Source organism: Collinsella sp. TF10-11AT (genome assembly GCF_003437565.1).
Taxonomy (GTDB): domain Bacteria; phylum Actinomycetota; class Coriobacteriia; order Coriobacteriales; family Coriobacteriaceae; genus Collinsella.
Genome location: NZ_QSQW01000009.1, coordinates 76556 through 99421, shown reverse-complemented (window position 1 = coordinate 99421; position 22866 = coordinate 76556). Strand labels below are relative to the sequence as shown.

The window sequence follows — 22866 nt, the reverse complement described above, 5'->3', positions numbered from 1 at the left end:
TGCATGCGGAGCTCGCGACAAACGTAATGCCCGCCCGCCTCCGGCCGACTTCCAACCTTTTTCTTTTCAGCCCAGGCCCCTGTGTACCGCGCGTCGAAGATCTTCAAATTCAAATCATCTGAAAATCGATACTTATAGCAGAGGCCCCTTGGCCTTTAGTTTGATACAAGTTCCGCACGAGCCGGAAAGCACTTAATGTGCTTTCCGTGCGAGCAGGACTGTTCGCAGTAGCAAACTAAAGGCCAAGGGGCCCAGTCAACCCAACAGTATCGATAACTCAGCAGTTAGTTGAATTTGAAGATCTTTGAGGCAAGACGGTATAGGCCGAGTGTGGTTTTGTCTCCGGCACGACCGCGGAGGTTAGTGAAGAAGCCGACCACACCGTAACGTGCACGACGATACATACGCTCGTCATAGGCCTTCAAATCATTCCACAGCGTCTTCAGACGCTCATCGGCACAATCCTCGTCGGAAAGCTTGGTGAGCACCGAGCAGATCGCCATCATCATGGTGAAGTAGCCCATCATGTACGAACGCAGACGCGACGACTCGACATCGCTGTACAGGTGGTACGACTCCATCATGATACGCGTAACACGGAACTGCTGGTCCAGACGCTTGACCATCGTGGCCTCGTTGACACTCTGGCCCTCGCGACCGATAAAGTAGCGATAGAGGTCGATGTCGGCGTAGTACATGGTCTTGCAACGCGGCAGCGGCACGTAGGCGTAGATGTTGTCCACATAGAACGTGTGCGGCGGCATGGGCAGGTTGGACTCGCGCAGCACATCCGTGCGATAGCACAGGCTGTGCATGAGCAGATTCTGGTCCAAACGGAAATGGCCGATCTGGTCCCAGGTAAAGATCTTTTTTCGAGGCAGGGCAAACTTGTAACCAATGGCCGTATGCGTACCCTCGTAAACCTTCTCGTACACGTAGTTCGAGATAAACAGGTCAACGCGCTGGTCGCGCTCTTCAAAGCCGCGCAGAATCGACAGCATGGTCGAAAGGGCAGCGCCGTCAAGCCAGTCGTCCGAGTCGACGACCTTGTAGTAGGTGCCCTGCGCCTCGCGCAGACCCGAAAGGACGGCAATACCGTGGCCGCCATTCTCCTGGTGCACCGCGCGGATGATTCCAGGATAACGGGCCTCCCACTCGTCGGCCTTGGCGGCCGTCTCGTCCTTGGAGCCGTCGTCCACCACGATAATCTCGATATCGGTGGCGTAATTGCTCCCCTCCAAGATGGAGGTGATGCAATGGTCCATGTCCTTGGCGGCGTTATACGAGGGAATACCGAATGTTATGACTTTATGCATGGCAGGCGATAATCTCATCCGAAAGATCGAGGGCAGAATTGGTCACGGCATCCATATCGTAGTAACGATACTCGGCCAGACGACCCACCGGGTGGAAGTTTGTCAGGTTCTGGACGCGCTCAAGATAGCGCTCATAGAGCTCACGGTTCTCGGGCTCAAGAATGGCGTAATACGGCGTCTCGCCCGAGCCGGGCGTATAGGCCTTGGAGTACTCCTTCATGATGGTGGTCTTGCCGGGCAGGACCTGACCAGTCATGTTCTTGAACTCGGTAATGCGGGTGTAGTCCTCGCTCGTGGTGTAGTTGACGGTGCCCACGGGCTGGAACTGATCCATATCGAGCGTCTCGAACTTCATGTCGAGCGTGCGGTACGGAAGAGCGCCCAGGTCGAGGTTGAACAGCTCATCGAGCGGACCGGTATAGACGATCTCGCCGCCGTAGACCTTGCCGTCGACCTTGACGGTTGTCTCGTCGATCTCGAAGAGATCGCGAGCATCCACGTCGCAGAACACATCAATCAGGTCGTGGTCGAGCATGTGCTCAAACAGCGCCGTGTAGCCATCCTGCGGCATACCCTGGAAGGGGGCCTGCGGGAAGTAGCGGTCATCGTCGCCCACAAAGACGGGAACGCGGCCGGTGATCGAGGGATCGATCTGGTCGGGCGTCTGGCCCCACTGCTTCATGGTGTAATGCAAAAAGACGTTCTCGTAGACGTAATCGGCGACCTCGGCCAAGTCGGGGTCGTTCTTCTTACGCAGCTCCATGATGGGCACTTTGACATCCTTGCCAAAGGTCTCCACGAGCTTCTGATACAGCTCCTCGCCGCGCTCATCACCAAAGGCGAGCTTGAGACTCGCATGGTTGAAGGGCACGGGCATAAGGGTACCGTTGATGTTGGCGAGCACCTTGTGCTGATAATCCGTCCACTTGGTAAAGCGCGACAGGAAATTATGCACGCGCTCGTTAAAGGTGTGATAGATATGCGGACCGTACTCGTGGATCAGGATTCCGGCCTCGTCAGTGCAGTCATAGGCATTGCCCGCAATGTGGCTACGGCGCTCCAAAACGGCAACACGATAGCCGATGGTCTCGGCAAGACGGCGGGCGCAAACGGCACCGGCATATCCAGCACCGACGACAATCATGTCGTACGCGCCGGCGTTAAAGCCTTCAGGCAGGCCTGAGGTAATCTGCATCGATACTCCTTGTCAAAAGCCACGGGCTCGTTAGCTGGGCTTTTCTCGAACATTCTTCGAGACATATTTATCAGAGCGATTATAGCGCTAATGCGTCCTATAATGAGCTTGCCACACAAGGAAAGCTCAAGCACCGCGGCGTACATTATTGAAAGGTAAACCCGCTAGCAGCGGGTTTATTCGTGAACAGCCGGGCGCCTGGAGCTTAGCGAAACGCTTGCAAGGAGTAACATGAGCGATTTCCTAAACCGTATGAAGTCTGCCGCCAAGGCCGACCTTAAGACCATCGTCCTGCCCGAGGGCGAGGATCCGCGCACCATCGTCGCGGCCAACAAGATCATCGAGGAAGGCCTGGCCAACATCGTCATCCTGGGCGATCCCAACGAGATCAACGTCCCCGGCGCCACCGTCATCGATCCGCGCAACGCCGAGAAGCACGAGGAGTACGCACAGAAGTTTGCCGAGCTCCGCGCCAAGAAGGGCGTCACCATCGAGCAGGCTCGCGCCCAGGTGATGGACGCCACCTACTTTGGCACCATGATGGTCAAGATGGGTGACGCCGACGGCCTGGTCTCCGGCGCCTGCCACTCCACCGCCGACACCCTGCGCCCCGCGCTGCAGATCCTTAAGACCGCCCCGGGCACCAAGCTGGTCTCGGCCTTCTTCGTGATGTGCACCGACACCCCGCAGTTCGGCACCGACGGTACGCTGATCTTCGCCGACTGCGGCCTCAACATCAACCCGTCCTCCGACGAGCTATCCGAGATCGCCATCGCCTCCGCTCACTCCTGGTCCACCTTTATGGGCAGCGTCGAGCCGCACGTGGCCATGCTCTCCTACTCCACCATGGGCTCCGCCGGCGGCGAGGTCGCCAAGAAGGTCCAGGAGGCCGTTAAGTTCTGCAAGGAGAAGGCTCCCGAGCTCGCCATCGATGGCGACCTGCAGCTCGACGCCGCCATCGTTCCCACCGTCGCCCAGCTCAAGGCCCCCGGCTCCTCCGTTGCCGGCAAGGCCAACGTGCTTGTGTTCCCCGATCTCGAGGCCGGCAACATCGGCTACAAGCTGGTCCAGCGCTTCGCCGGCGCCGACGCTTACGGCCCCATCCTGCAGGGCATCGCCAAGCCGGTTAACGACCTTTCGCGCGGCTGCTCTGCCGACGACATCGTGGGTGTCGTAGCCATCACCGCCGTCCAGGCTCAGATGGCTGAGTAGCGGACGCACTCGCCCGAAGGCCGTACGGGCTAACCCCTGAAAACGTCCTCGACCAATGAAACGCCCCCGTTCTGCTCCTTCGGAGCTACGAACGGGGGCGTTGCTGGTGATGATCACTTTGGGACTGGAATTTCCGCCTGCTAGCAAAAAGGCCTCCTGAGTCGTTGCTCTGGAGGCCTTTCGCTTACTTGCAAATGCGCGCGTTAGTTGTTCTTGGTCAGACGCTCGACGTCGTGGGCGATCATGTATTCCTCGTCGGTGGGGATGACCATGACCGTGACGGCGGAACCGGCGGCGCTGATGACCTGCGGGCCGTTACCCACGGCCTCGCGGTTCTTGTTGTTGTCGATGCGCACGCCCAGCCACTCAAAGCAGTCGCAGAAGGCCTTGCGGATCGACCAGTCGTTCTCGCCAATGCCGGCGGTAAAGGTAATGGTGTCCACGCCCGCCATGGAAGCGATCATGGAGCCGGCCTGCTGCATGGCCTTGTAGGCGAACATATCGAAGGCGAGCAGGCAGCGCTCGTCGCCCTCGGAGGCGCGCGTACGGATGTCACGGGCGTCGTTGGAGATGCCCGAGATGGCACGCAGACCAGACTGCTTGTTCATCATGTCATCGACTTCCTGGTAGCTGTAGCCGCCCTCGCGCTGCAGGTAGCACACGGTAGCCGGGTCAATGGAACCACAACGGGTGCCCATCATCAGGCCGTCGAGCGGCGTGAGGCCCATCGTGGTATCGCGGCATACACCGTCCTCGATGGCGGCAAGCGAGGCGCCGTTGCCCAAATGGCACGAGAGCAGGCGGTGGCAGCGCGAGCCCAGGATCTCCTTGGCCATCATCCACTCATAGCGGTGGCTCGTGCCGTGGGCACCGTACTTGCGCACGTGGTACTTGTCGCACACGTCCTTGGGCAGCGCGTAGGTGTAGGCGACCTCGGGCATGGTCATGTGGAACGAGGTATCGAAGACGGCCACGTTGGGCAGCTCCGGATACTTCTCGCGGCAATACTCAATCGCCGCGGCCTCGCCGTAGTTGTGCAGCGGGGCGAGCGGGGCAACCTCGAGGATCTTAGCCATGACCTCATCGTCGACGACCGCGGAATCATCGAAGTGCCAGCCACCCTGAACGATACGGTGGCCGATGCCATCGATCGTAAAGTCGGTCTTCTCGAGCTCCTCGAGCACGCGCGCAATGGCGCAGCGATGATCGGGAAAAGGAATCTCCTCGGTCTGCTTGGCACCACCGTTCTCGGAGTGGCCAAAGATGCCCATGTCCGAGCCGATACGCTCGCAGTTGCCCTTGGCGAAAACCTCGCGGGTATCGGTATCCAAAAGCTGATATTTAAGGCTCGAGCTGCCGGCGTTGACAACAAGTACGTTCATGAGACTCCTTTGCAGTGCGATACGGTCGGCGCAGACCCCTTAAGGCGGCCGCATGTTAATAAGAAGTTATCACAACTTGATAAATAGCTATCAGGCATATCGCTCAACGAGACGAAAGAGGGGCTGAACGGCGCTCGGTCGTCCAGCCCCTCCCCTCTTGCAATTACTTGCCGTTGACGATGCGCTCGACGTCGGAAGCGATCATGAACTCCTCGTCCGTGGGGATGACGAAAATCTTGACCTTGGAATCCTTGGCAGACAGGCACCAAGCGCCGTCACCACGCAGGGCGTTGCGGGCATGATCCATCTTGACGCCCATAAAGGCCAGGCGGTCGGCAACGCCGGCGCGGACGGCCGGAGCGTGCTCGCCGATGCCGGCGGTAAAGACCAGGGTGTCCATACCGCACATAGAAGTGGCCATCTCGGCAGCCTTGGCGGCAATCTTGTAGACGAACATATCGAAGGCGAGCTGAGCCTCGGGGTCGCCAGCGGCAGCGAGCTCCTCGACATTGCGGCAGTCGTTGGTCTTGCCACCGGTCACAGCCAAAAGGCCGGACTTCTTGTTCATCATCTCGTCAACCTCGTCGAAGGTGTAGCCGCCCTCGCGCTGCAGGTAGCACACGGTAGCCGGGTCGATGGAGCCACAGCGGGTGCCCATCATGACGCCGTCAAGCGGGGTGAGACCCATGGTGGTGTCCATGCACTTGCCGTCCTCGATGGCGCACAGGGAGGCACCGGAACCGATGTGGCACACGACGACCTTGCGGGCCCCGCCGTTGGTCATCTCGGCGACCTTCTTGGAGATGTAGCGGTAGCTGGTGCCGTGGGCGCCGTACTTACGAATGTGCAGCTTGTCGCAAACATCCTTGGGCAGAGCGTAAGTCTTGGCGACCTCGGGCATGTTGAAGTGGAAAGCGGTGTCATAGACCGTGACGTTGGGCAGGTCGGGATACTGCTCCAGGCAGTACTCGATAACGTTGGCCTCGGGGTTATTGTGCAGCGGGGCGAGCGGAGCAACCTCGCGGATCTTGGCGAGGACGTCCTCGTCGACGAGGGAGGAATCACCGAAGTACCAACCGCCCTGAACGATACGGTGGCCGATACCCTCGATCTTGACGCCGTTGGCCTCGAGGTCCTTCAGAACGACCTCGATGGCGACCTTGTGGTCGGGGAACTCGATGTTCTCGGTCACCTTCTTGGAACCGTTGGCAGCGTGGGTGAAGGTACCGCCGGTAAAGCAGACGCGCTCGCAGGAGCCCTTTGCGGACACCTTGTGGGACTTGGTATCGATGACCTGATACTTAAGGGTCGAAGATCCTGCGTTGACGACCAGAACGTTCATGTGTCTCCCTACTAACAGGCGGTGTGGCGCCGCCAGGTTACATACGCTTCAATAATAAACCCAAACGCCCTCGCGCTCGGGTTTATTGCGTTGATATATAAGTTATCGGTGCTTGAGCTTCCGTTTCATTGCAAGGAAGAAGCGCCCTCAGATGAGGTTCTCGCCCAGGTTTTTGCCGCCGAGGACGTGCATGTGGAAGTGCATGACGGTCTGGCCGGCGTTGACGCCCTTGTTGGAGATGACGCGGAAACCGTCCTCCAGACCCTTGGCCTTGGCGACCTCCTGGATGGCGTGAGCTATGGCGCCCATGGTCTCGGCGGGTACGTTGTCGGCGATGTCGCTGTAGTGCTTCTTAGGGATCACGAGCGTGTGGACCGGCGCCTGCGGGTTGAGGTCGTCGAAGGCGATGACCTGGTCGTCCTCATAGACAACGGTCGAGGGGATCTCGTGGTTGGCAATTTTACAGAAGATGCAATCGCACATAGCTGGTTCCTTTCTTACAGACCAAGGTAATTATATTTGGTCGAGATGCTTAGAACGAAAGGTTATCATCGGTGTTGGCGGCCTCGCCGTCGGCGAGCACATCGTTGCCGTCGACGTCCTTAAGGAGCACCGAGACCTTCTGCTCGGCATCGGACAGGCGGGTGCGCAGGCTTTTGAGGAGCTCGACGCCGCGGGTGTAGCTCTCGAGCGACTCCTCAAGCTCCATATCGCCCGACTCCAGGCTGCGGATGATGAGCTCCAGCTCCTGCGAGGCCTGCTTGTACGTAAGCTGCTCGACCGGGGTCTTCTCTGCCATATCTGTTTCCTTTCCTAAGGGTCTATCACTGCGAAACGCGGTCTACTCGACCGTATCGACCGTTGCTGCCACGTTGCCGTCTGCCATGCGCACGCGAATGGCGTCGCCAGGCTTAAAGGTCTTGGCACTCGTAGCCACACCATCATCGCTGTACGCGATGGAATAGCCGCGAGCAAGCACTTTGAGCGGCGACAGGGCATCGAGCGACGCTGCCGCACGGCTCAGGTCGGACGCTGGCTTGCTGAGCATCGTGCGCCCTTGATGCTCTAGGCGGGAACTCGCAAGCGTGAGCGCATGGCGCTTACCATCGAGCCCCGAGGTGCTTGTAATCAGACGCTCGGGCAAGCGCTCAAAGTTGGAGCGGAATGTCCCGACCGAGCGTACTATGGCGCCCGACAGGCGATCGGCAGTCAGCGCAAGCTCCGATTCGCGACGCTCGACCATAAATGTGGGGTCGTTGAGGCACGGGCGACACGCAGCGGCATCGAGCGCATCACCCAAGCGAGCCGTATAGGTATCCCAGGCACGGCGACCGCGCTGATCGAGCATCTCCAGGTCGACCTGGGCCGACCCAATCATCGATGCCATCGCGGCACCCAGACGCTGATGGCGCGCCTCGAGCACATCGGCCAACTCCGTCATAGCCGGCGCCACCGATTCTGCCGCCGCCGTGGGCGTGGAGGCGCGTCGGTCGCTCACCATGTCGCAAATCGAGGTATCGGGCTCATGGCCAATGCCGGTCACCACGGGCACAGGACAAGCCGCCACCGCGCGGGCAAGCTCCTCGTCATTAAAGGTCATGAGGTCCTCAAAGGAGCCGCCGCCGCGCACCAGCAAAATACAGTCGGGCGCCGGCGTAATGGAAGCGGCGCGGCGCAAGCCATCAATGAGCTCGGCCGGCGCACCCTCGCCTTGAACCTTGGCGCCCACGCAGACAAGCTCGACGAGCGGGTTGCGACGGCGCAGCGTACGCTTGACGTCGTCGATTACCGCACCGGAAAGCGAGGTGACGACCGCCACGCGTGAGCAAAACACCGGGATGCGGCGTTTGCGGGACTCGTCCATCAGTCCCTCGCGGCGTAGCTTTTCGGCCAACTGCGCCACCTGTTGACGCAGCAGACCCTCCCCCGCCAGCGAAAACGAGCGAGCGACAAAGCTCATGCGGCCCGTGGCCTTATAGAGATTGAAGCTGCCCTTAAAGCTCACCTGCATGCCGTCACGCAGATCGAAGGTACGCTTGAGATAGGCGCCCTTCCAGATGATGCAGTCGACGGCGGCCGAGTCGTCTTTAATCTGGAAGTAGCAGTGGCCGCTTCGGGCATTGGGACCACGGAAACCCGTGACCTCGCCCAGGACACTCAGCTGCGGAATGGCATCGAGCGCACCGGCGGCGATCTCTACCGCCTGGCTCACGCTGAGCTCCTTACGCTCCTGCTCGTCCGAACCGTCGAACTCGGCGGAAACGGCATTGCCGGCTAGATTCCAGCCTGCCACGCAGCCTCCTTTCGTCATCGTGCACAAGGGCTTCGGCCCTGCGCAAATTCAAGTCCAACACATAGTACAGCGCCGCGAGGACACGAATCCCCGCGGCGCCCAGCGACCCAATTTGTTATCGGTTGGAGTTTCTGTTGTATCGAGCCATAAGATAGAGCAGCTGAATAATCGAGGTGAGCGCCGCAGCCACATAGGTAAGCGCGGCGGCCGTCAGCACCTTCTTGGCACCGTTGACCTGCTGGGAGCTCATACCCGACTGCTCAATATACGCCACGGCGCGCCGACTAGCATCAATCTCGACCGGTAGCGTAACCAGTTGGAACAGCACGCTAAACGAGAAGAAGATCAGTGCGAGGGTCGTGAGTCCCGCGATGTTCATAAACAGGCCCATGAGCAGCACGATGGTCCAAGTGTTCTGGGTAAAGTTGACGACCGGCACGAGGGCGGTGCGTACCTTCATCATGGCATAGCCGCTTTGACGCTGCGCGGCATGGCCTGCCTCGTGACAAGCGACAGCAACGCTTGCGACCGAGCCGCCCGAACGGTTGGAATCCGACAGATACAGGTTATTGTCCTGCGGGTTGTAATGGTCGGTGAGCTCACCGGCGACGCCCTTGATACCCACGGCGTTGCAACCGTTGGCGTCGAGCATGCGGCGAGCGACCGTGGCACCCGTGTCGCCGTCCGAGCGAACCTTGGACCACGTCTTGTACGTCGAATTGATATAGCTCTGCGCAGCAAGGCCAAGCACCGTGCAGACAAGAACAACCAGCAGGTACAGCGGGTCGATGCCAAAGCCATATCCATAGTAATAGGGCATGCGAATTCCTCCAAATCGAGTTACACGTTGGAGGCATTCTACCCACTCAGCAGACTAGGCTTCCCTATAACAACTCAATCTTTCCGTCCTTCACGGTGAGCCCCATATTGCCGGAAAGCAGATCGTCCAGGCGCGAACCCACAAGCTCAAAACGCCAGCCTTCGCGCAGGGGGCTTTGCTCAGGATGCTCGATGTAATCGGCCAGGTCATCGCGCGAGGCAATGACCGAGGTCGCCACCCCCGAGCGCTCGGCAACCAGGCGGATGAGCGCATACATCAGGTCCGTCACGCTCTCCAGCTCCGGCGAGATCTGACGGTGTCCGCGCACCATGAGCGGCAGGCGATCGTGCGGGCAGCTCGCGCCGCGCTTGATGGCCATGAGCGCACCGTCCACGTCGCGCTCCCCCAGCTGGTCGGTACCGCGAATGCTACGGAACTCCTCAACGCGGACGGGATTGCGCTTAACGAGCGCAAGCAGCGTGTCGTCGGACATGACCCACTTGCGCGGGATGTTACGGCGCTCGGCGCGGTCCTCGCGCCAGGCGGCGAGCTCGCGCGCGATACCCAGCTGGTGACGGCTGCACGAATTGATGCGCTTGACCTTGCGGAACGCCTCGTGGCGATCGGCGCGATAGTGCGACTCGTCAGCCAGCGGGCGCAACTCGTCGAGTACCCAGTCCACGCGGCCCAGCTCGCGCAGACGGCTCATCATCTCGGTATAGGCGACGATCAGGTACTTGACGTCATCGATCGCGTACTCAATCTGCTTATCGGTCAGCGGGCGACGCGACCAGTCGGTCAGCGACTCAGTCTTGGGCAGCGAGACGCCGCAAAACGTCTGCACGAGCGCGCCGTAGGAAATCTGCTGGCGCTCGCCTAAAAAGGCGGCGGCCACCTGCGTGTCAAAAATCGGACGCGGCAACACGCCTACGGTATGAAGCATAACTTCCATGTCCTGCGAGCAAGCATGGAACACCTTGGTCACGCTCTCGTCGGCCATGAGTTCGGCCAAGGGAGACAGGTCGTCGATCACCAGCGGATCAACCGCGACGCTCTCGGCAGGAGTGGCAATCTGGACCAGGCACAGGCGCGGATGGAACGTGCGCTCGCGCAAAAACTCGGTATCGACGGCAATCGCGTCAAACTCACGGGCGCGCTGACAAAAGTCGAGTAGAGCCTGATGTGTGGAAATGTACATATCAACCCATCGAATAAGGTTAGGCCCGAAAAACACGGGTAGGATATCGGCATTGCCTTACAACTATACTCGGTTAGTCACAGAACGGGAACGTAAGTATGCGCTGCCTTATCATCCACAACCCGGCATCGGGCCCCAGCTCAGATGAAATCTACGCATTCACGCACGCCCTCGCGCAGGGCGGCGACGAGGTCGTGATGCGTTTTATCGGCGATGGCATGGAACCCGAAGACGCCGTGGCAGACGTGCGCGAGTTTGATCGCGTGGTGATTTCGGGCGGCGACGGCACCGTCTCCAACGTACTCGACCAAATGCGCGGATGCGGCGTCCCCACGCTCGTCTTCCCCTCCGGCACAGCCTGCCTGTTCTTTAACAACATCGGTAATGCCCCCGAGGCAGCGGCACTTGCCAAGGCCTGCCGTGCCGGTCGCACGGTCAAAGTGGACATGGGCGAGCTCTTTTGGCTCGACGAGAACGGCAACGAAAAGCGCCACGGCTTTATCATCATCGCCGGCTCGGGCTTCGACGCCGAGATCATGATGAAGGCCGCCCCTACCAAAAACGACATCGGCGAGATCGCCTACTTCCTCTCCGCGCTCGCCACGCCCAACCCCACGGTGGCGCACTTTACCATCGAGCATGACGGCATTGTCGAGGAGCTCGATGGCATCTGCTGCATGGCCGGCAACACCTCGGTCATCCAAAACGACATCAACCTGTTCCCCAACTGCCGCATGAACGACGGCATGGTCGACATTGCGGTCATCGAACCCGTGCGCACCGTGCAGCTGCTGCCTACCGTGATCACCGCTGCGCTTGACCCCGCCGGCAAGGTACTCGGGCGCCCACAGTTCAAGATCATCCAGACCAAGGAAGCCAAGATCACCTGCACCCCGTCACTGGGCATGCAGTTCGATGGCGAGATTATCTCCAGCAATTCGGGCGTCTTTGGAGCCCGCGCGCTTCCGCAATGCCTCGACCTCATCGTCGACGAATTCTCCCCGCTCGGAAAATAGGAGGACCCTATGAACGACAATCCCCTGATCGGCTTTATTGTCATCGTCTTGGCCATGCTCGTCGGTTACGCCATCAACGTGATTCACCGCCGAAAGAAGTAAATCCACATTGGTATGATATTCATCCAGTTATCGACTCTCCCGCTGTTTATGCAAATCCTAAACAGCGGGAGAGTTTTCTTTTTGACCGCCGTCTAATGCTTTATTCAGCTACAGTAAATGCAGGGTGCCTTTATTTAACTAAAGCCATAAAATGAGTATTATTATCCGTTCATCGTATATTTCTTCACGCTCATCGAGCAAAGGCTGTTGTCGAGTGAATACTCTTTACACTTCCTTTAGGCTAGTAGATGTATTTATTAGCTGAAACTCCGTACGGTTTCGCGGGGTTTCAACAGTTGGGAGGGATTATGAGGTTTACTCATCCTGTCAACACGCTCAAGAAGCTCGGCTGCGGCCTTGCGTTTGGAGCAGCGGCTATCATGGCCATGCCGACTTCGGCACTCGCCTGCACCCAGATCTACATGGGCAGCAAGCTCACGGCAGACGGCAACACGTACTACGGCCGTTCCGAGGACTTCGGTCCGCGCTACATCAAGCACTTTGGCATTGAGCCCGCACACAAGGACGGCAACGAGTACACCTCGGTCGAGTCCGGTTTTGAGTACAAGTCCAAGGGCGCAACCTACCGCTACACCTTCGTTCGCGACAACCCCTCGCAGTGGGAAGATCGCTACGACGCATATTCCGAGGCAGGCATCAACGAGAAGGGTGTCTCCTGCTCTGCCACGTTGAGCACCTCCTATAACGAGAAGGCCGAAGAGGCCGACCCCATCACCGAGGAGACTGGCATTGGCGAATACAACTACGCCAGCGTCATTCTGGGCGAGAGTGCCACGGCCCGCGAGGGTGTCGAGCTCCTCGGCAGCCTGATTGACGAGCAGGGCGTCTGCTCCAACGACCAGATCATCATTGCCGACAACAACGAGACCTGGTTGTTTGCAGCGCTTTCCGGCCATCAGTGGATCGCCATGAGGCTCACTGACGATATCGCCTCGCTCAACCCCAACATCGGCAACCTCACCTATGACGTCGACCTCGACGACACCGAGAACTGCCTCCACTCCGAGGGCATCGAGTCTATGCCTAAGGAGAAGGGCTTTGCCGAGTACACCGACGGCAAGTTCGACGTCGCCAAGACCTACGGCGAGGAGATTGGCGAGGCCGGCATGCACCAGTGGTCGCGCTATATCCAGGGCCGCGATTACTTCATGGCTCCGCTTGCTGAGGGCACCGACTACAAGATCGTCAAGGACGAGCGCGAAGACGCTCGCGCGACGACCGGCGCCCTGGTCCACGAAATGCAGCCGCTGTTCTTTACGCCCGGCAAGTCCGACTGGAACACCTTTGAGATGATTCGTTCCTTCGCCGCTCGCGGCGAGAATGTCGCCGGCCTCAACGCCAACACCGACGGCGCGTATGCCATCGGCTCCAACCGCAACACCGAAATCCACACCTTCCAGATCCGTCACGGCATGGACCCCGAGATCGCGACCATCCAGTGGGAAATGCTCTCCAACGCCGAGTTCTCCGTCGCTATCCCCCTCTATTCCGCACTGCTCACCGAGGTCAGCCCCTACTTCAGCGATCAGGATGTCTCCTTCGATCACTGCGAAGAGGAAGACGTCGTGAACAACGAGGAGCCCGAGAACTCCATCAACTACGTCCTCATGGACATCAACACGCTCGCCTATGAGAACCGCGACCACTGCGCCACCGGCGTCCGCGCCTATCTCGACGCCCTGCAGAAGGAGCTCATCGAGCAGAACCTGACCGTCGACGAGGCCATGCAGGCCGAAGAAGGCACCGAAGCCCGCACCGCCCTGGCCAACAAGGCCGGCAAGGCTGCAACCAAGAACACCTATGTTAAGTGCAAGGCCATGCTCGAGGAGATGCGCGACTACCTCCAGGAGGGCGATTTCTCCGAGGAGTTCGTCCCGAGTGACTACGATGCTGACAACGACTGCCTGGTCGAGTCCATCACCTACGCCGACGAGGCCCTTTCCGATGAGGACGTGGCCGAGCCCGAGGCCGAAGAGGAAGAGGTCACCGAGGAGAAGTCCGAGGGCAACAACATGGCCGCCATGGCCGTTGGCGCCGTCGTCATCATCGGTGTCTGCGCCTACGTGATCTATCGTCGCAAGAAGGCCTAAGGCCCTCATGTCTTAGCTGAGCGGGCGAGGCAGCAATGGCAGCCTCGCCCGCTCAGCCCGCTCTTTTGACCGACGGGAAACCCGCCTGAAATCTTTTCAAAAAAGATTTCCTCGCATACACTTCGCTGTGCTATAGTGCAGCGCAACAGCAACTAGGTGCGACCGCGCCACGGCATCACGAAAGGAGCCACCAACATGAAGAACACGATGACGTCTCTCAACAACTGGTGGTGGCGTGATGCGAATACGATCGGTCGACAGTGAGTCCCTCACGCCTGTTTTTGCGCTCTAGGTGATTGGAAGGCCTCCGGTTTCGACCGGGGGCTTTTTTCTATCTCGAGCCCGATCGCATTCGCATCACGCGCCTCCGCTTTTCTCTTGCACTCCCATTCCGAAAGGATTTTCACCATGTCTCAGAACACCGCCGCCCAGCCCCGCACCGTCCAGACCGCCGACCGCGGCAAACTCGATGTCCGCGCCCTCGTCCTGCTCGCCATCCTGCTCGCCGCCGGCTTCATCCTCAACTTTACCGTCGGCAAGGCAATCTCGGGCATCTCGGGCGGCATGATCAGCCCCGAGTTCATCATCTCGGCCTTCTGCCTCACCATCCTGGTCGTTCGCCCCAACATCGGTCAGGCGCTCGTCATTGGCCTCATCTCGGCTGCCGTGATCCAGATCACCACCACCTCGCCGTTCGTCGATTTTGCCGCCGAGGGCATCGCCGCCATGCTCATGGCCGTCATCGTCAATGCCGCCGGCAAGAACGGTCAGGTCAAGCCCGCCATCGCCATTGTCGCGACGTTCGTGACCACCTTTGTCTCGGGCGTCATCTTCATGGTCATCAAGATGGCCATGCTCGGCGTGGTGGGCGAGCTCGCCGCCGCCATGCTGCCCGTCGTCGCCATGACCGCCGTCTTTAACGCCATTCTGGTCGGCGCCCTCTACTTGCCCATCCAGAAGACCCTGAAGCTCAACTAACCCGTTCGGCTTTATGAGCCACCCCATCTTGGCGTTCATTCGTCGCTCGCGTACCCAAGTACGCTTCGCTCCTCTTTCGCGCCAACCTGGAGCCCCTCGTAAAGCCGTCTCCGTGCTTCGCCACCAAAGACTGTCCCAAACAACTAGCTCTTGGGGACGTTCTTAAACGACTAGTCATTAAAGAACGTCCCCAATGACTATGAAAGGTATCCATGGAAACGATCATCAACGTCGACGATGTCTCGTTCTCCTATGGCACGCAGACCGAGCAGGCGCTTAGCCACATCTCGCTCAGCGTGAACAAGGGAGATTTCATCGGCATCATCGGGCCCTCGGGCGCCGGCAAGTCCACGCTTTCCGCCTGCCTGTCGGGCGCCGTGCCCCACCACTACACCGGCACGTTCTTTGGGTCCGTCATGGTTGACGGCCACGACACCTGCGAGGTCTCGTTGACCGACGTGTCGCAAATCGTCGGCAGCGTGCTGCAAGACATCGACACGCAGATGGTCGCCTCCGTGGTTGAGGATGAGATGCTCTTTGGCCTCGAGAACTTTGGCGTGCCGCACGACCAGATTGAGCAGCGCGTCACCGAAACCCTCGAGACCGTCGGCATCAGCGACCTGCGCGACCGCGAGATCGCCACCCTCTCGGGCGGACAGAAGCAAAAGGTAGCCATCGCTGCCATCCTCGCTATGCGTCCGCGCGTCTTGGTTCTCGACGAGCCCACCGCGGCACTCGACCCCGCCAGCTCCACGTTGGTCTTCGAGACGCTACGTGAGGCAAACCGCGCACTTGGAATCACCATCGTCGTCGTTGAGCAAAAGGTCGCCCTGCTCTCGGAGTACTGCAACCGCGTGCTCGTGCTCAACCAGGGCGAAATCGCGCTGCAGGGCGAGCCACACGAGGTCTTCGCGCATACCGACGAGCTCCGTGCCATCGGCGTCGACTGCCCTCGCGTCACGCGTATCTTCAATAGCCTCCAGGCCGATGGCCTGGTAAGCGGTACCCCTTGCTTGGATGTCGATGAGGCCGAGCGCCTGATTTCGGGCATCGTCGACCCCGCACACGCAAGCAGCGACATTCAGGCACCCGCCGGCTCACCGCACGCACCGTCGTTGCGCCCGCACGCCAAGGACGCCGAGCCCGTGCTCACCTTCGACCATGTTGAGTTTGCCTATCCCAATGGCGGCGCCGCCGTCCACGACCTCAACCTAACCCTCTATCCCGGCGAGCTCGTGGGCATCGTCGGCCAGAACGGTGCCGGCAAGACCACGCTCACCAAGCTGCTCACAGGCCTGCTTAAGCCCGCCTCGGGCAGCGTGCGCGTCACGGGACTGGATACCGCAGCCGTTCCCACGAGCCGTATCGCCCGCGAAGTCGCAACCCTCTTCCAAAACCCTGACCGTCAGATCTGCAAGGACACCGTGCTCGACGAGGTCGCCTTTGGCTTGGAGCTTGGCGGCATGGACCGCGCCGAGGCTCTGCGTCGCGCCCAGCTCGTCATCGACCGCTTTGGCCTGCCTGCCGATGAGGCACCTTTCTCGCTTTCGCGCGGTCAGCGCCAGATGGTGGCACTCGCCTCTGTCGTGGTCGTAGAGCCCAAGATCGTCGTGCTCGACGAGCCCACGAGCGGCCTTGATTACCGCGAGTGCATGACCGTCATGGAAACGGTGCGCACCATGGCCGAGCGCGGTTGCGCCGTTATCATGGTCTGCCACGATATGGAAGTCGTTTCGGATTTTGCCGAGCGCATTGTGGTAATGGCAAACGGCCGCATCCTCGACCGCGGCCGCACGCACGAGCTGTTTTTGAACATCGAACTCATGCAGCGTGCCTACGTCGAGCCGCCCCAGGTCATTGAACTCTCACGCCGCCTGGCATCCTCCGTCTCGCCTGCCTTTGCGCAGGTGAGTGAGGTCACCGATATCGTTCGTATTACCGAGGAGATGGACCGCCGTGGTTAACGTCATCGACTACATGCCGGGCGATACGCTGCTGCATCGCCTGAACCCCGTCATCAAACTGGGCCTCGCCGCCGCCATCATCATCGGCATCTTCTTGTCCGACACCTACGTGGCGCTGCTGGGCTTTTTGGCACTCACCCTTGTACTGGGTGCCTATGCCGGCGTCGTCAACCGTCTGTTCTCGCTACTCAAGTTGCTGATTCCGCTCGCGCTTATCATGCTGGTGCTCCAGCTGGCCTTTATGCGCGATGGCAACGTGGTGTGGGGCTTTGTCACCGACGAGGGCCTCATCACCGGAACAAAGGCCTGCCTGCGTCTGTTGGGCGTGGCGCTGCCGCTCATCCTCATGCTTATGGTGACCAAGCTCAACGACCTCGCCAACGCCTGCGTCGAGGTGCTGCACGTGCCATATCGCTATGCCTTCACCTTTACCACGGCGCTGCGCTTTGTGCCGGTATTTGGCCAGGAAATGAACGCCATCATGGAGGCGCAGACTGCACGCGGCGTAGAATACGACACTAAGAATCCCGTCAAGAAACTCAAGCTCATGCTGCCGCTGTGCGTGACACTGCTTATTTCGAGCGTGGGCAAGACCGATGCCACCGCGCTTGCCGCCGAGCAGCGCGGCTTCTACCTGCGCACGCGTGCGAGTTCGTATAAGCGCTACCCCATCAAAGGCCTGGATATCGCCGTACTTATCGTCAGTATCGCCCTTATCTCCATCGGCTTCCTTTTCTAGTTCACCACCGACAGCAACCGCCCAACGCAAAAGGCCTCGGCTCGCACCAAACGAGCCGAGGCCTTTACTGTTTCACCAGATAAAACCTACCAAAATAAACCTGTCCCTTTTTGGCAGGTCGGAAGCTAGAGGCGGTAGGGGGCGCCGCTGCGGATGATGGATTCGCGCACCAGGACGTCCATGGCGTCAAGGGTAATCTCGGGCATCTCTCGGTACTTCTGCAGCACCGATAGCTCGGTGCAGGCCAGAATGACGCGGTCGCAGCCGCTACGGGCGAACTCCCACATCACGCGGTCGAACTTATCCATATCGGGCTCACGTCCGGCCTTCACATCATCGTAGATAAGCGACATCACATCGTTCTGACGCTTCTCGCTGGGATAGACAACCTCGACACCCGCAGCCTCGCATTCGCGGCCGTAGACGCCCGCGCCCACGGTGCCGTCGGTTCCCATGATGCCAATCTTGTGCACCGGCTCGGCCGGCATACTCAGGTTGGGGTCGAACTCACACTCCCCCATCACCGCACCCGCAAGGGCATAGCGAACCGACTCACGCGGCATGTGGATAATCGGCACCTTCGTAAACGACTGGATCTGGTCGTAGAAGTAGTGAGACGTGTTGCAGGGAATGGCAATGTGCGCACAGCCCAGCGACTCGAGTGCCTGGGCACACTCTTTCATGGTCGCCAGCAGCTTGGCATGCTCGCCGGTCTTAATGGCAAGCGTGCGGTCGGGCATGGTCGACTTGGAGAGCACCACCATGTCGATATGTTCCTGATCGCAGGCAGCAGCCGTATGGCGCACCACCTGGTCGTAGTAATACGACGTGGCTTCGGCGCCCATGCCGCCGATAACTCCCAGCTTTTCCATCGCCGCCTCCTTGGTGACGCTTGCGCAATTGCGCGTATCATACCCGCGCCCGCCCGATGTAAACCGGACGGGCGCCGCACTCATCTACTTGTAATACGTCTTGAACAGCTTAAAGTGGCGCAGCTTGGTGTGCCACATGCGCAGCCAGCGGTTAAAGACAAAGTCGCCCTTCATAAACGAAGGGTCGGCGCCCTTGCCTTCCTTGTCCAGGCGATGCACCTTAGCGCGCAGCTCGGGATCCTTGACGTACTTGTCGACGACGCCCATGGGAACGACCATCCACAGCGCCTCGTCCTGCGCCGTCACAAACTCCGGCTCAAACGGGCGGTTGAACACATACTCGTCCACCACATACTTGGCAACGTTAAAGCCGCTGTTAGTGACGTAGTAGTTGCTGCGACCTTGGCGCGTGTTGAAATCGAAGAACTTAAACGAGCCGTCGCGTTCGTCGTACTTAACGTCAAAGTTGGAATAACCCACAAAGTGAAGGTCCTCGAGCAACTTGCGCACGCCGCCCATGAGCTCGTCATTGGGCTCGGTGATGATACAGGCGTGGTTGCCGACACCGTGAGGCTGATGCTCCTCGAGCAGCACGTGGCCCAGGCACATCATGCGGACCTTGCCGTTGCGGTCGGAATAGCTGGTGAGCACGCGCATATACTCGTCGTTGCCGGGCACGCGATCCTGCAAGATCAGGTCGTCGGTGTAGCCGCTGGCATACGAGTCGCGAATGACCTGTTCCAGCTCGGCACGGTCGGCAATCTCATAGGCCTTTTTCTGGCCCTCGAACTCGTGCTGCCACCACATGATGCCGTCGGAAGGCTTCAGGATCATCGGGTAAGGAAAATCGATCTGGTCGAGCACTTCGGCAGGTGCCTCGCCTTGGGCATTCAGCATCGCCATGGTGAAGGTAAAGGTATGCGGATAGGGCACGCCGTGCTTCTCGCACAGCTCGTAGAAGATCTCCTTCTTCTGACACTGCTCAAGCATGCTGTAGGGAGCGTAAGGCGCGACGATGTTATCCGCCAGCTCATGGGCATCCTTGGCCTGAGCCACGAGGGCAACATAGTTATCGCCACAGCCCACAAGGACAATCGTCTTGTCGGCATGCGCTTGGGCAATGCCGTTGACGGTTTTGAGCATCACGGGCATGGTGTCGATATCCACGTTGGGCGTGTAGTCGATAATCTGGCTGCGGTAAGCGGGACCCGTCTGGTACTTGCCAAAGACCAGACTCTTGACCTGGTACTCTTCGTAGAAGGCGCGCGCCACCGAATAGGCGTTGATGTCGCCTCCGAGCAGCACGGGAATGAACTCGCGCTCTGTAAACTGCAATGCCATGGAAACTTCCTATCATGAACTGCCCACACAACGGGCGGTCTTTGCGCAACTGATTTATTCTAGCGTGCCAAGCCGCCGGCGCCCAAAGCTCCACCGTATCTATGGCAATCGACGTGATCGTCCAGCATAAAGCCGCACTCACCGCGATGGGGCCTTGTAGCCGCAAACCCCCTGTTGAGATAGCTTTCACGACCGAAAGCCCGTCCGCAAACAGGCCCCCGTAACGTTAAAGTTGAACTCTATGGTTTCTCAACAATTCATCATAACTGCAGGTCAAAGCCAAAGCCTCAAGTTCAACTTGACCCTTTGGAACCTTTAAGGTTCAAGTTGAGGTCGAAAGCAGTAGTAGAATACCGTTCGAACCATAACCTACGATTGATTGCAGAGGGACTGGATGCAGCATTCGAATCATCGCGCCGCAGCGCTCATTGCGTCGAAGCCGGCTCGTATCATCACGAGCGCCGCGCTCGCCGTTGCGCTGACGGCCACGCCGATGCTCTCCCCCGTTGCGGCGTATGCCGCCTCGCAGGCAACGCAGGACCAGCTTTCCGCAGCCCAGCAGAAGATCGAAGCCGCCACGAGCGCCTACAACGACGCCCGCACCAAACTCGATGACCTGCAAAAGCAGATTGACTCCAATGAGGCAAGCATCGAGGAAATCGAGGCTAAGCTTCCCGAGCAGCAGGCCAAGGCAAGCTCCGCCATGCGCGATCTGTACAAGTATCAGAAGGGCACCAACCCCATCGTGAGCTTCCTGGTCAACGCGCAGAGCCTGGGTGAGTTCATCACGACCTGCAAATACACCAACCAGATCACGAGCTCGAGCGTCGACGAGATCGAACAGCTCAATAACATGCAAACCGAACTCGAGCAGAACAAGGCTGAGCTCCAGCAGGCCAAGTCTCAGCTTGAGGCAGAGCAGAAAAACGCCGAGGATGCGTTGGCTCAGGCCCAGCAGCTCCGCAGCGAGGCACAGGCAAAAGCCGAGCAGGAAAATGCCGCCGAGCTTGCCAAGCTTGAGGCCGATAAGGCCGCTGCCGCCGAGAAGCTCTCGGGCGAGGGCGTAAGCGGCAGCAATTCCAGCAGCCAGGCCACCAACACCAACACCACCATCGACACCACGGTGAACAACGCCAATACCGGTAGCTCCGATTACGATTCGTTCATTAATGAGTGGACGAGCCGCATCGACAATTATCTCGCCGGCTCCCCCATGGCAGGCCAGGGCTATAACTTTGCCGTCGCCGCTTGGAATACCGGTGTCGACCCCCGTTGGTCCCCCGCCATCGCCTGCATCGAGAGCACCAAGGGTGCTTATTGCGCCAATTCTTACAACGCCTGGGGCTGGAGTGCCCGTGGCGGCGGTTGGCGCAGCTTTGGCAGCTGGAGCGAGGGCATCTCCGCTCACGTTGCCTATCTGGGCGCCAACTACGGCTCCACCCTTACCCCGGCAGCGGCCAAAAAGTACTGCCCGCCCACGTGGCAGGATTGGTACAACAAAGTCGCCGCTCAGATGAACCGCATCTAAGCGCAACTGCAAAGGGCCCCAATGGGGCCCTTTTCTTTTAGGTAGCGGAGGTATCGACGACGCCGGTCGCATTGGCAATCGCGACTATGACGATCATGCATAGGAGCAGCACACCCAATGCCTTGAGCCAGAGTTTCGCGAGTTTCTTGCCGCGATAGCTGTCGAGCAGTGCGAATCGCCGACGAAGACGGCGCTTATCGAGCAGCGCAAAATGCATAAGCACCATAAGGCCATCGACAAGGAAAAAATACTCGATTATGAGAAACCACGTCGGGTAGCTTTGGTTTGCTCCCGTGGGGTGAAAGACGGCAAAGTGACTTCCGGCAAAGAACACAAGTAGGGAGAAGCAGACAAGCGTATTCCAAATGCGCCCCAGAGACTCCGGAACGCGAGAGAGCGGACCGCATGCAGCGGAGGCGGCAGGCCTAGGAAGCCCTGCGGGGTTCTGGAGCCCTTGGAGCGTCAACACCGTCTCCGAGGCCGGAGTACGGACAGGCGCAGGTGTAGAAGGCCGCACGGGGCGGCTCAGATCGTATGCCGAGCGCGTCGCCCGTCCCAACGCTTCCGCACTCGCAAAACGCTTGGCCGGGTCGAGCGCCATCGACATGCAGACGGCATCGGCAAGTGGAGTGGGAATGCCACGCGCCTCGCATTGCTCGCGCATGTCGAGCCCTGGTTTAGGGTCGATTCCCGTCAAGCAGAAGAACAACAGGGCGCCAAGTGCGTAGACGTCGCTGCGCACACTCGTCTGCCCAAACCCATACTGCTCGGGCGGCGCATAGGGTCGCGTGCCAAACTTGACGGTGTCGGCATCGGCGCCATCGCGCCATACGCGCGCGATCCCCAAGTCGATAATCACCAGCGATGAAAACGTCAGGCCCTCATCGAGCGTACGGCTCGCACCTGTCACGATGATATTCGATGGCTTGAGGTCGCGATGGATCACCGGCGCCGACGTCTCCCCCGCCATTGCAAAACCGGCGTGGAGCTCGCCCACGGCGTCGCAAAGGGCAGGATACAATTCACGTGCATAATCGGGGGTGGCTCCCAGACGGTCCACCAGCACCCCGAGCGTCTCTCCTTCGATATATTCCATAACCACGTTAAGCTCGTCGCCCACACGACGGCAATCGACGATTCTGGGCAGGTGCTCAAAACGCCCGCCCGCCCGCTGGGCGGCAAACAGACGCTCGTATGCCCCGCCGATTTGAGCCGAAGCATCGATGCGTTTACGGACAAAGGGGCCGATCGAACCACCACCGGTTCCTTCAAAGTACACGAGCTCGGTTGTTTCAACGGACGAGCGCTTAAGTACACGCTCCACGCGATAGCTGTCGTCGCGATCGAGCGACGCCAGATGTTCGGCAAGCGCTGCGGTCAGCTCGTCATCGGAATATGTTGTGGTCTGAGTATCCATAGCCTCCATCATAGCGCAGGGCGCAGACACCCCATGGCAT

General features: G+C 59.5%; 19 protein-coding genes. 7 read left to right on the top strand and 12 right to left on the bottom strand.

The features are described from left to right. Positions 1-284: 284 nt before the first annotated feature. Together DXC99_RS07410 and glf are read right to left on the bottom strand one after the other, a co-directional pair. Positions 285-1316 (bottom strand): glycosyltransferase family 2 protein, encoded by a 1032-nt coding sequence (locus DXC99_RS07410; RefSeq protein ID WP_117583931.1) that lies wholly within the window; start codon positions 1314-1316, stop codon positions 285-287. Continuing rightward, the gene (gene glf / locus DXC99_RS07405) at positions 1309-2511 is read right to left on the bottom strand and encodes a UDP-galactopyranose mutase (RefSeq protein ID WP_117583930.1); all 1203 of its coding nucleotides are present in this window, start codon (positions 2509-2511) and stop codon (positions 1309-1311) included. Before glf ends, DXC99_RS07410 begins: the two co-directional genes overlap by 8 nt. Positions 2512-2742: 231 nt before the next feature. On the opposite strand from glf, the gene pta reads away from it, so the two are divergent. Further along, positions 2743-3723, top strand: a complete 981-nt coding sequence (pta, locus tag DXC99_RS07400) for a phosphate acetyltransferase (protein ID WP_117583929.1) — start codon at positions 2743-2745, stop codon at positions 3721-3723. Positions 3724-3926: 203 nt separating this feature from the next. On the opposite strand, the gene DXC99_RS07395 is transcribed toward pta, so the two are convergent. The 7 genes from DXC99_RS07395 to rnd all read right to left on the bottom strand — a co-directional run bounded on the left by DXC99_RS07395 (position 3927) and on the right by rnd (position 10758). Then, positions 3927-5105: an acetate/propionate family kinase gene (locus tag DXC99_RS07395; protein WP_117583928.1), complete on the bottom strand. Its 1179-nt coding sequence runs from the start codon at positions 5103-5105 to the stop codon at positions 3927-3929. Between the two features lie 163 nt (positions 5106-5268). Beyond that, positions 5269-6447, bottom strand: a complete 1179-nt coding sequence (locus tag DXC99_RS07390) for an acetate/propionate family kinase (RefSeq protein WP_117583927.1) — start codon at positions 6445-6447, stop codon at positions 5269-5271. 147 nt (positions 6448-6594) lie between these two features. Next, entirely contained in the window at positions 6595-6930 is a 336-nt protein-coding gene (locus DXC99_RS07385; protein ID WP_117564389.1) for a histidine triad nucleotide-binding protein, read from the bottom strand. A gap of 49 nt (positions 6931-6979) precedes the next feature. After that, positions 6980-7246 (bottom strand): exodeoxyribonuclease VII small subunit, encoded by a 267-nt coding sequence (gene xseB / locus DXC99_RS07380; protein ID WP_006234311.1) that lies wholly within the window; start codon positions 7244-7246, stop codon positions 6980-6982. Between the two features lie 42 nt (positions 7247-7288). Beyond that, positions 7289-8740 carry an exodeoxyribonuclease VII large subunit gene (xseA, locus tag DXC99_RS07375; protein WP_369831456.1) on the bottom strand — a complete coding sequence of 484 codons (1452 nt, stop codon included), beginning with the start codon at positions 8738-8740 and terminating at the stop codon, positions 7289-7291. A 115-nt stretch (positions 8741-8855) separates the two neighbouring features. After that, on the bottom strand, positions 8856-9560 hold the full coding sequence (locus tag DXC99_RS07370; protein ID WP_117564390.1) for a zinc metallopeptidase: 705 nt from the start codon (positions 9558-9560) through the stop codon (positions 8856-8858). Between the two features lie 64 nt (positions 9561-9624). Beyond that, on the bottom strand, positions 9625-10758 hold the full coding sequence (gene rnd / locus DXC99_RS07365; protein ID WP_006234315.1) for a ribonuclease D: 1134 nt from the start codon (positions 10756-10758) through the stop codon (positions 9625-9627). Between the two features lie 98 nt (positions 10759-10856). On the opposite strand from rnd, the gene DXC99_RS07360 reads away from it, so the two are divergent. The 5 genes from DXC99_RS07360 to DXC99_RS07340 all read left to right on the top strand — a co-directional run bounded on the left by DXC99_RS07360 (position 10857) and on the right by DXC99_RS07340 (position 17668). Beyond that, on the top strand, positions 10857-11774 hold the full coding sequence (locus DXC99_RS07360) for a diacylglycerol kinase family protein (RefSeq protein ID WP_117629772.1): 918 nt from the start codon (positions 10857-10859) through the stop codon (positions 11772-11774). A 410-nt stretch (positions 11775-12184) separates the two neighbouring features. Beyond that, positions 12185-13987, top strand: coding sequence for a C69 family dipeptidase (locus DXC99_RS07355; RefSeq protein ID WP_158551678.1), 1803 nt, complete (start codon positions 12185-12187; stop codon positions 13985-13987). 408 nt (positions 13988-14395) lie between these two features. Then, positions 14396-14965, top strand: a complete 570-nt coding sequence (locus tag DXC99_RS07350; protein WP_117583924.1) for a hypothetical protein — start codon at positions 14396-14398, stop codon at positions 14963-14965. A gap of 212 nt (positions 14966-15177) precedes the next feature. Further along, positions 15178-16929: an ABC transporter ATP-binding protein gene (locus DXC99_RS07345; protein ID WP_117629771.1), complete on the top strand. Its 1752-nt coding sequence runs from the start codon at positions 15178-15180 to the stop codon at positions 16927-16929. Then, positions 16922-17668: an energy-coupling factor transporter transmembrane protein EcfT gene (locus DXC99_RS07340; protein WP_117629770.1), complete on the top strand. Its 747-nt coding sequence runs from the start codon at positions 16922-16924 to the stop codon at positions 17666-17668. The genes DXC99_RS07345 and DXC99_RS07340 overlap by 8 nt, the downstream gene beginning before the upstream one ends. 125 nt (positions 17669-17793) lie before the next feature. Here DXC99_RS07340 and DXC99_RS07335 read toward each other — a convergent pair whose 3' ends face one another. Together DXC99_RS07335 and DXC99_RS07330 are read right to left on the bottom strand one after the other, a co-directional pair. Further along, positions 17794-18540, bottom strand: coding sequence for an aspartate/glutamate racemase family protein (locus DXC99_RS07335; RefSeq protein WP_055287235.1), 747 nt, complete (start codon positions 18538-18540; stop codon positions 17794-17796). An 84-nt stretch (positions 18541-18624) separates the two neighbouring features. Beyond that, a complete protein-coding gene (locus DXC99_RS07330) occupies positions 18625-19881 on the bottom strand; it encodes an ATP-grasp domain-containing protein (protein ID WP_117629769.1) in 1257 nt (418 codons plus the stop codon). Positions 19882-20275: 394 nt separating this feature from the next. Between DXC99_RS07330 and DXC99_RS07325 the strand changes: the two genes are divergently transcribed. Beyond that, a complete protein-coding gene (locus DXC99_RS07325) occupies positions 20276-21409 on the top strand; it encodes a glucosaminidase domain-containing protein (protein ID WP_099431497.1) in 1134 nt (377 codons plus the stop codon). Positions 21410-21446: 37 nt separating this feature from the next. On the opposite strand, the gene DXC99_RS07320 is transcribed toward DXC99_RS07325, so the two are convergent. Next, entirely contained in the window at positions 21447-22826 is a 1380-nt protein-coding gene (locus DXC99_RS07320) for a protein kinase (RefSeq protein WP_158551677.1), read from the bottom strand. Positions 22827-22866 lie beyond the last annotated feature (40 nt).

Excerpts from the sequence above, each read along its gene's own strand:
- DXC99_RS07410 (WP_117583931.1), bottom strand. The coding sequence starts at position 1,316 with ATGCATAAAGTCATAACATTCGGTATTCCCTCGTATAACGCCGCCAAG.
- glf (WP_117583930.1), bottom strand. The coding sequence starts at position 2,511 with ATGCAGATTACCTCAGGCCTGCCTGAAGGCTTTAACGCCGGCGCGTAC.
- pta (WP_117583929.1), top strand. The coding sequence starts at position 2,743 with ATGAGCGATTTCCTAAACCGTATGAAGTCTGCCGCCAAGGCCGACCTT.
- DXC99_RS07395 (WP_117583928.1), bottom strand. The coding sequence starts at position 5,105 with ATGAACGTACTTGTTGTCAACGCCGGCAGCTCGAGCCTTAAATATCAG.
- DXC99_RS07390 (WP_117583927.1), bottom strand. The coding sequence starts at position 6,447 with ATGAACGTTCTGGTCGTCAACGCAGGATCTTCGACCCTTAAGTATCAG.
- DXC99_RS07385 (WP_117564389.1), bottom strand. The coding sequence starts at position 6,930 with ATGTGCGATTGCATCTTCTGTAAAATTGCCAACCACGAGATCCCCTCG.
- xseB (WP_006234311.1), bottom strand. The coding sequence starts at position 7,246 with ATGGCAGAGAAGACCCCGGTCGAGCAGCTTACGTACAAGCAGGCCTCG.
- DXC99_RS07370 (WP_117564390.1), bottom strand. The coding sequence starts at position 9,560 with ATGCCCTATTACTATGGATATGGCTTTGGCATCGACCCGCTGTACCTG.
- rnd (WP_006234315.1), bottom strand. The coding sequence starts at position 10,758 with ATGTACATTTCCACACATCAGGCTCTACTCGACTTTTGTCAGCGCGCC.
- DXC99_RS07360 (WP_117629772.1), top strand. The coding sequence starts at position 10,857 with ATGCGCTGCCTTATCATCCACAACCCGGCATCGGGCCCCAGCTCAGAT.
- DXC99_RS07355 (WP_158551678.1), top strand. The coding sequence starts at position 12,185 with ATGAGGTTTACTCATCCTGTCAACACGCTCAAGAAGCTCGGCTGCGGC.
- DXC99_RS07350 (WP_117583924.1), top strand. The coding sequence starts at position 14,396 with ATGTCTCAGAACACCGCCGCCCAGCCCCGCACCGTCCAGACCGCCGAC.
- DXC99_RS07345 (WP_117629771.1), top strand. The coding sequence starts at position 15,178 with ATGGAAACGATCATCAACGTCGACGATGTCTCGTTCTCCTATGGCACG.
- DXC99_RS07335 (WP_055287235.1), bottom strand. The coding sequence starts at position 18,540 with ATGGAAAAGCTGGGAGTTATCGGCGGCATGGGCGCCGAAGCCACGTCG.
- DXC99_RS07330 (WP_117629769.1), bottom strand. The coding sequence starts at position 19,881 with ATGGCATTGCAGTTTACAGAGCGCGAGTTCATTCCCGTGCTGCTCGGA.
- DXC99_RS07325 (WP_099431497.1), top strand. The coding sequence starts at position 20,276 with ATGCAGCATTCGAATCATCGCGCCGCAGCGCTCATTGCGTCGAAGCCG.
- DXC99_RS07320 (WP_158551677.1), bottom strand. The coding sequence starts at position 22,826 with ATGGATACTCAGACCACAACATATTCCGATGACGAGCTGACCGCAGCG.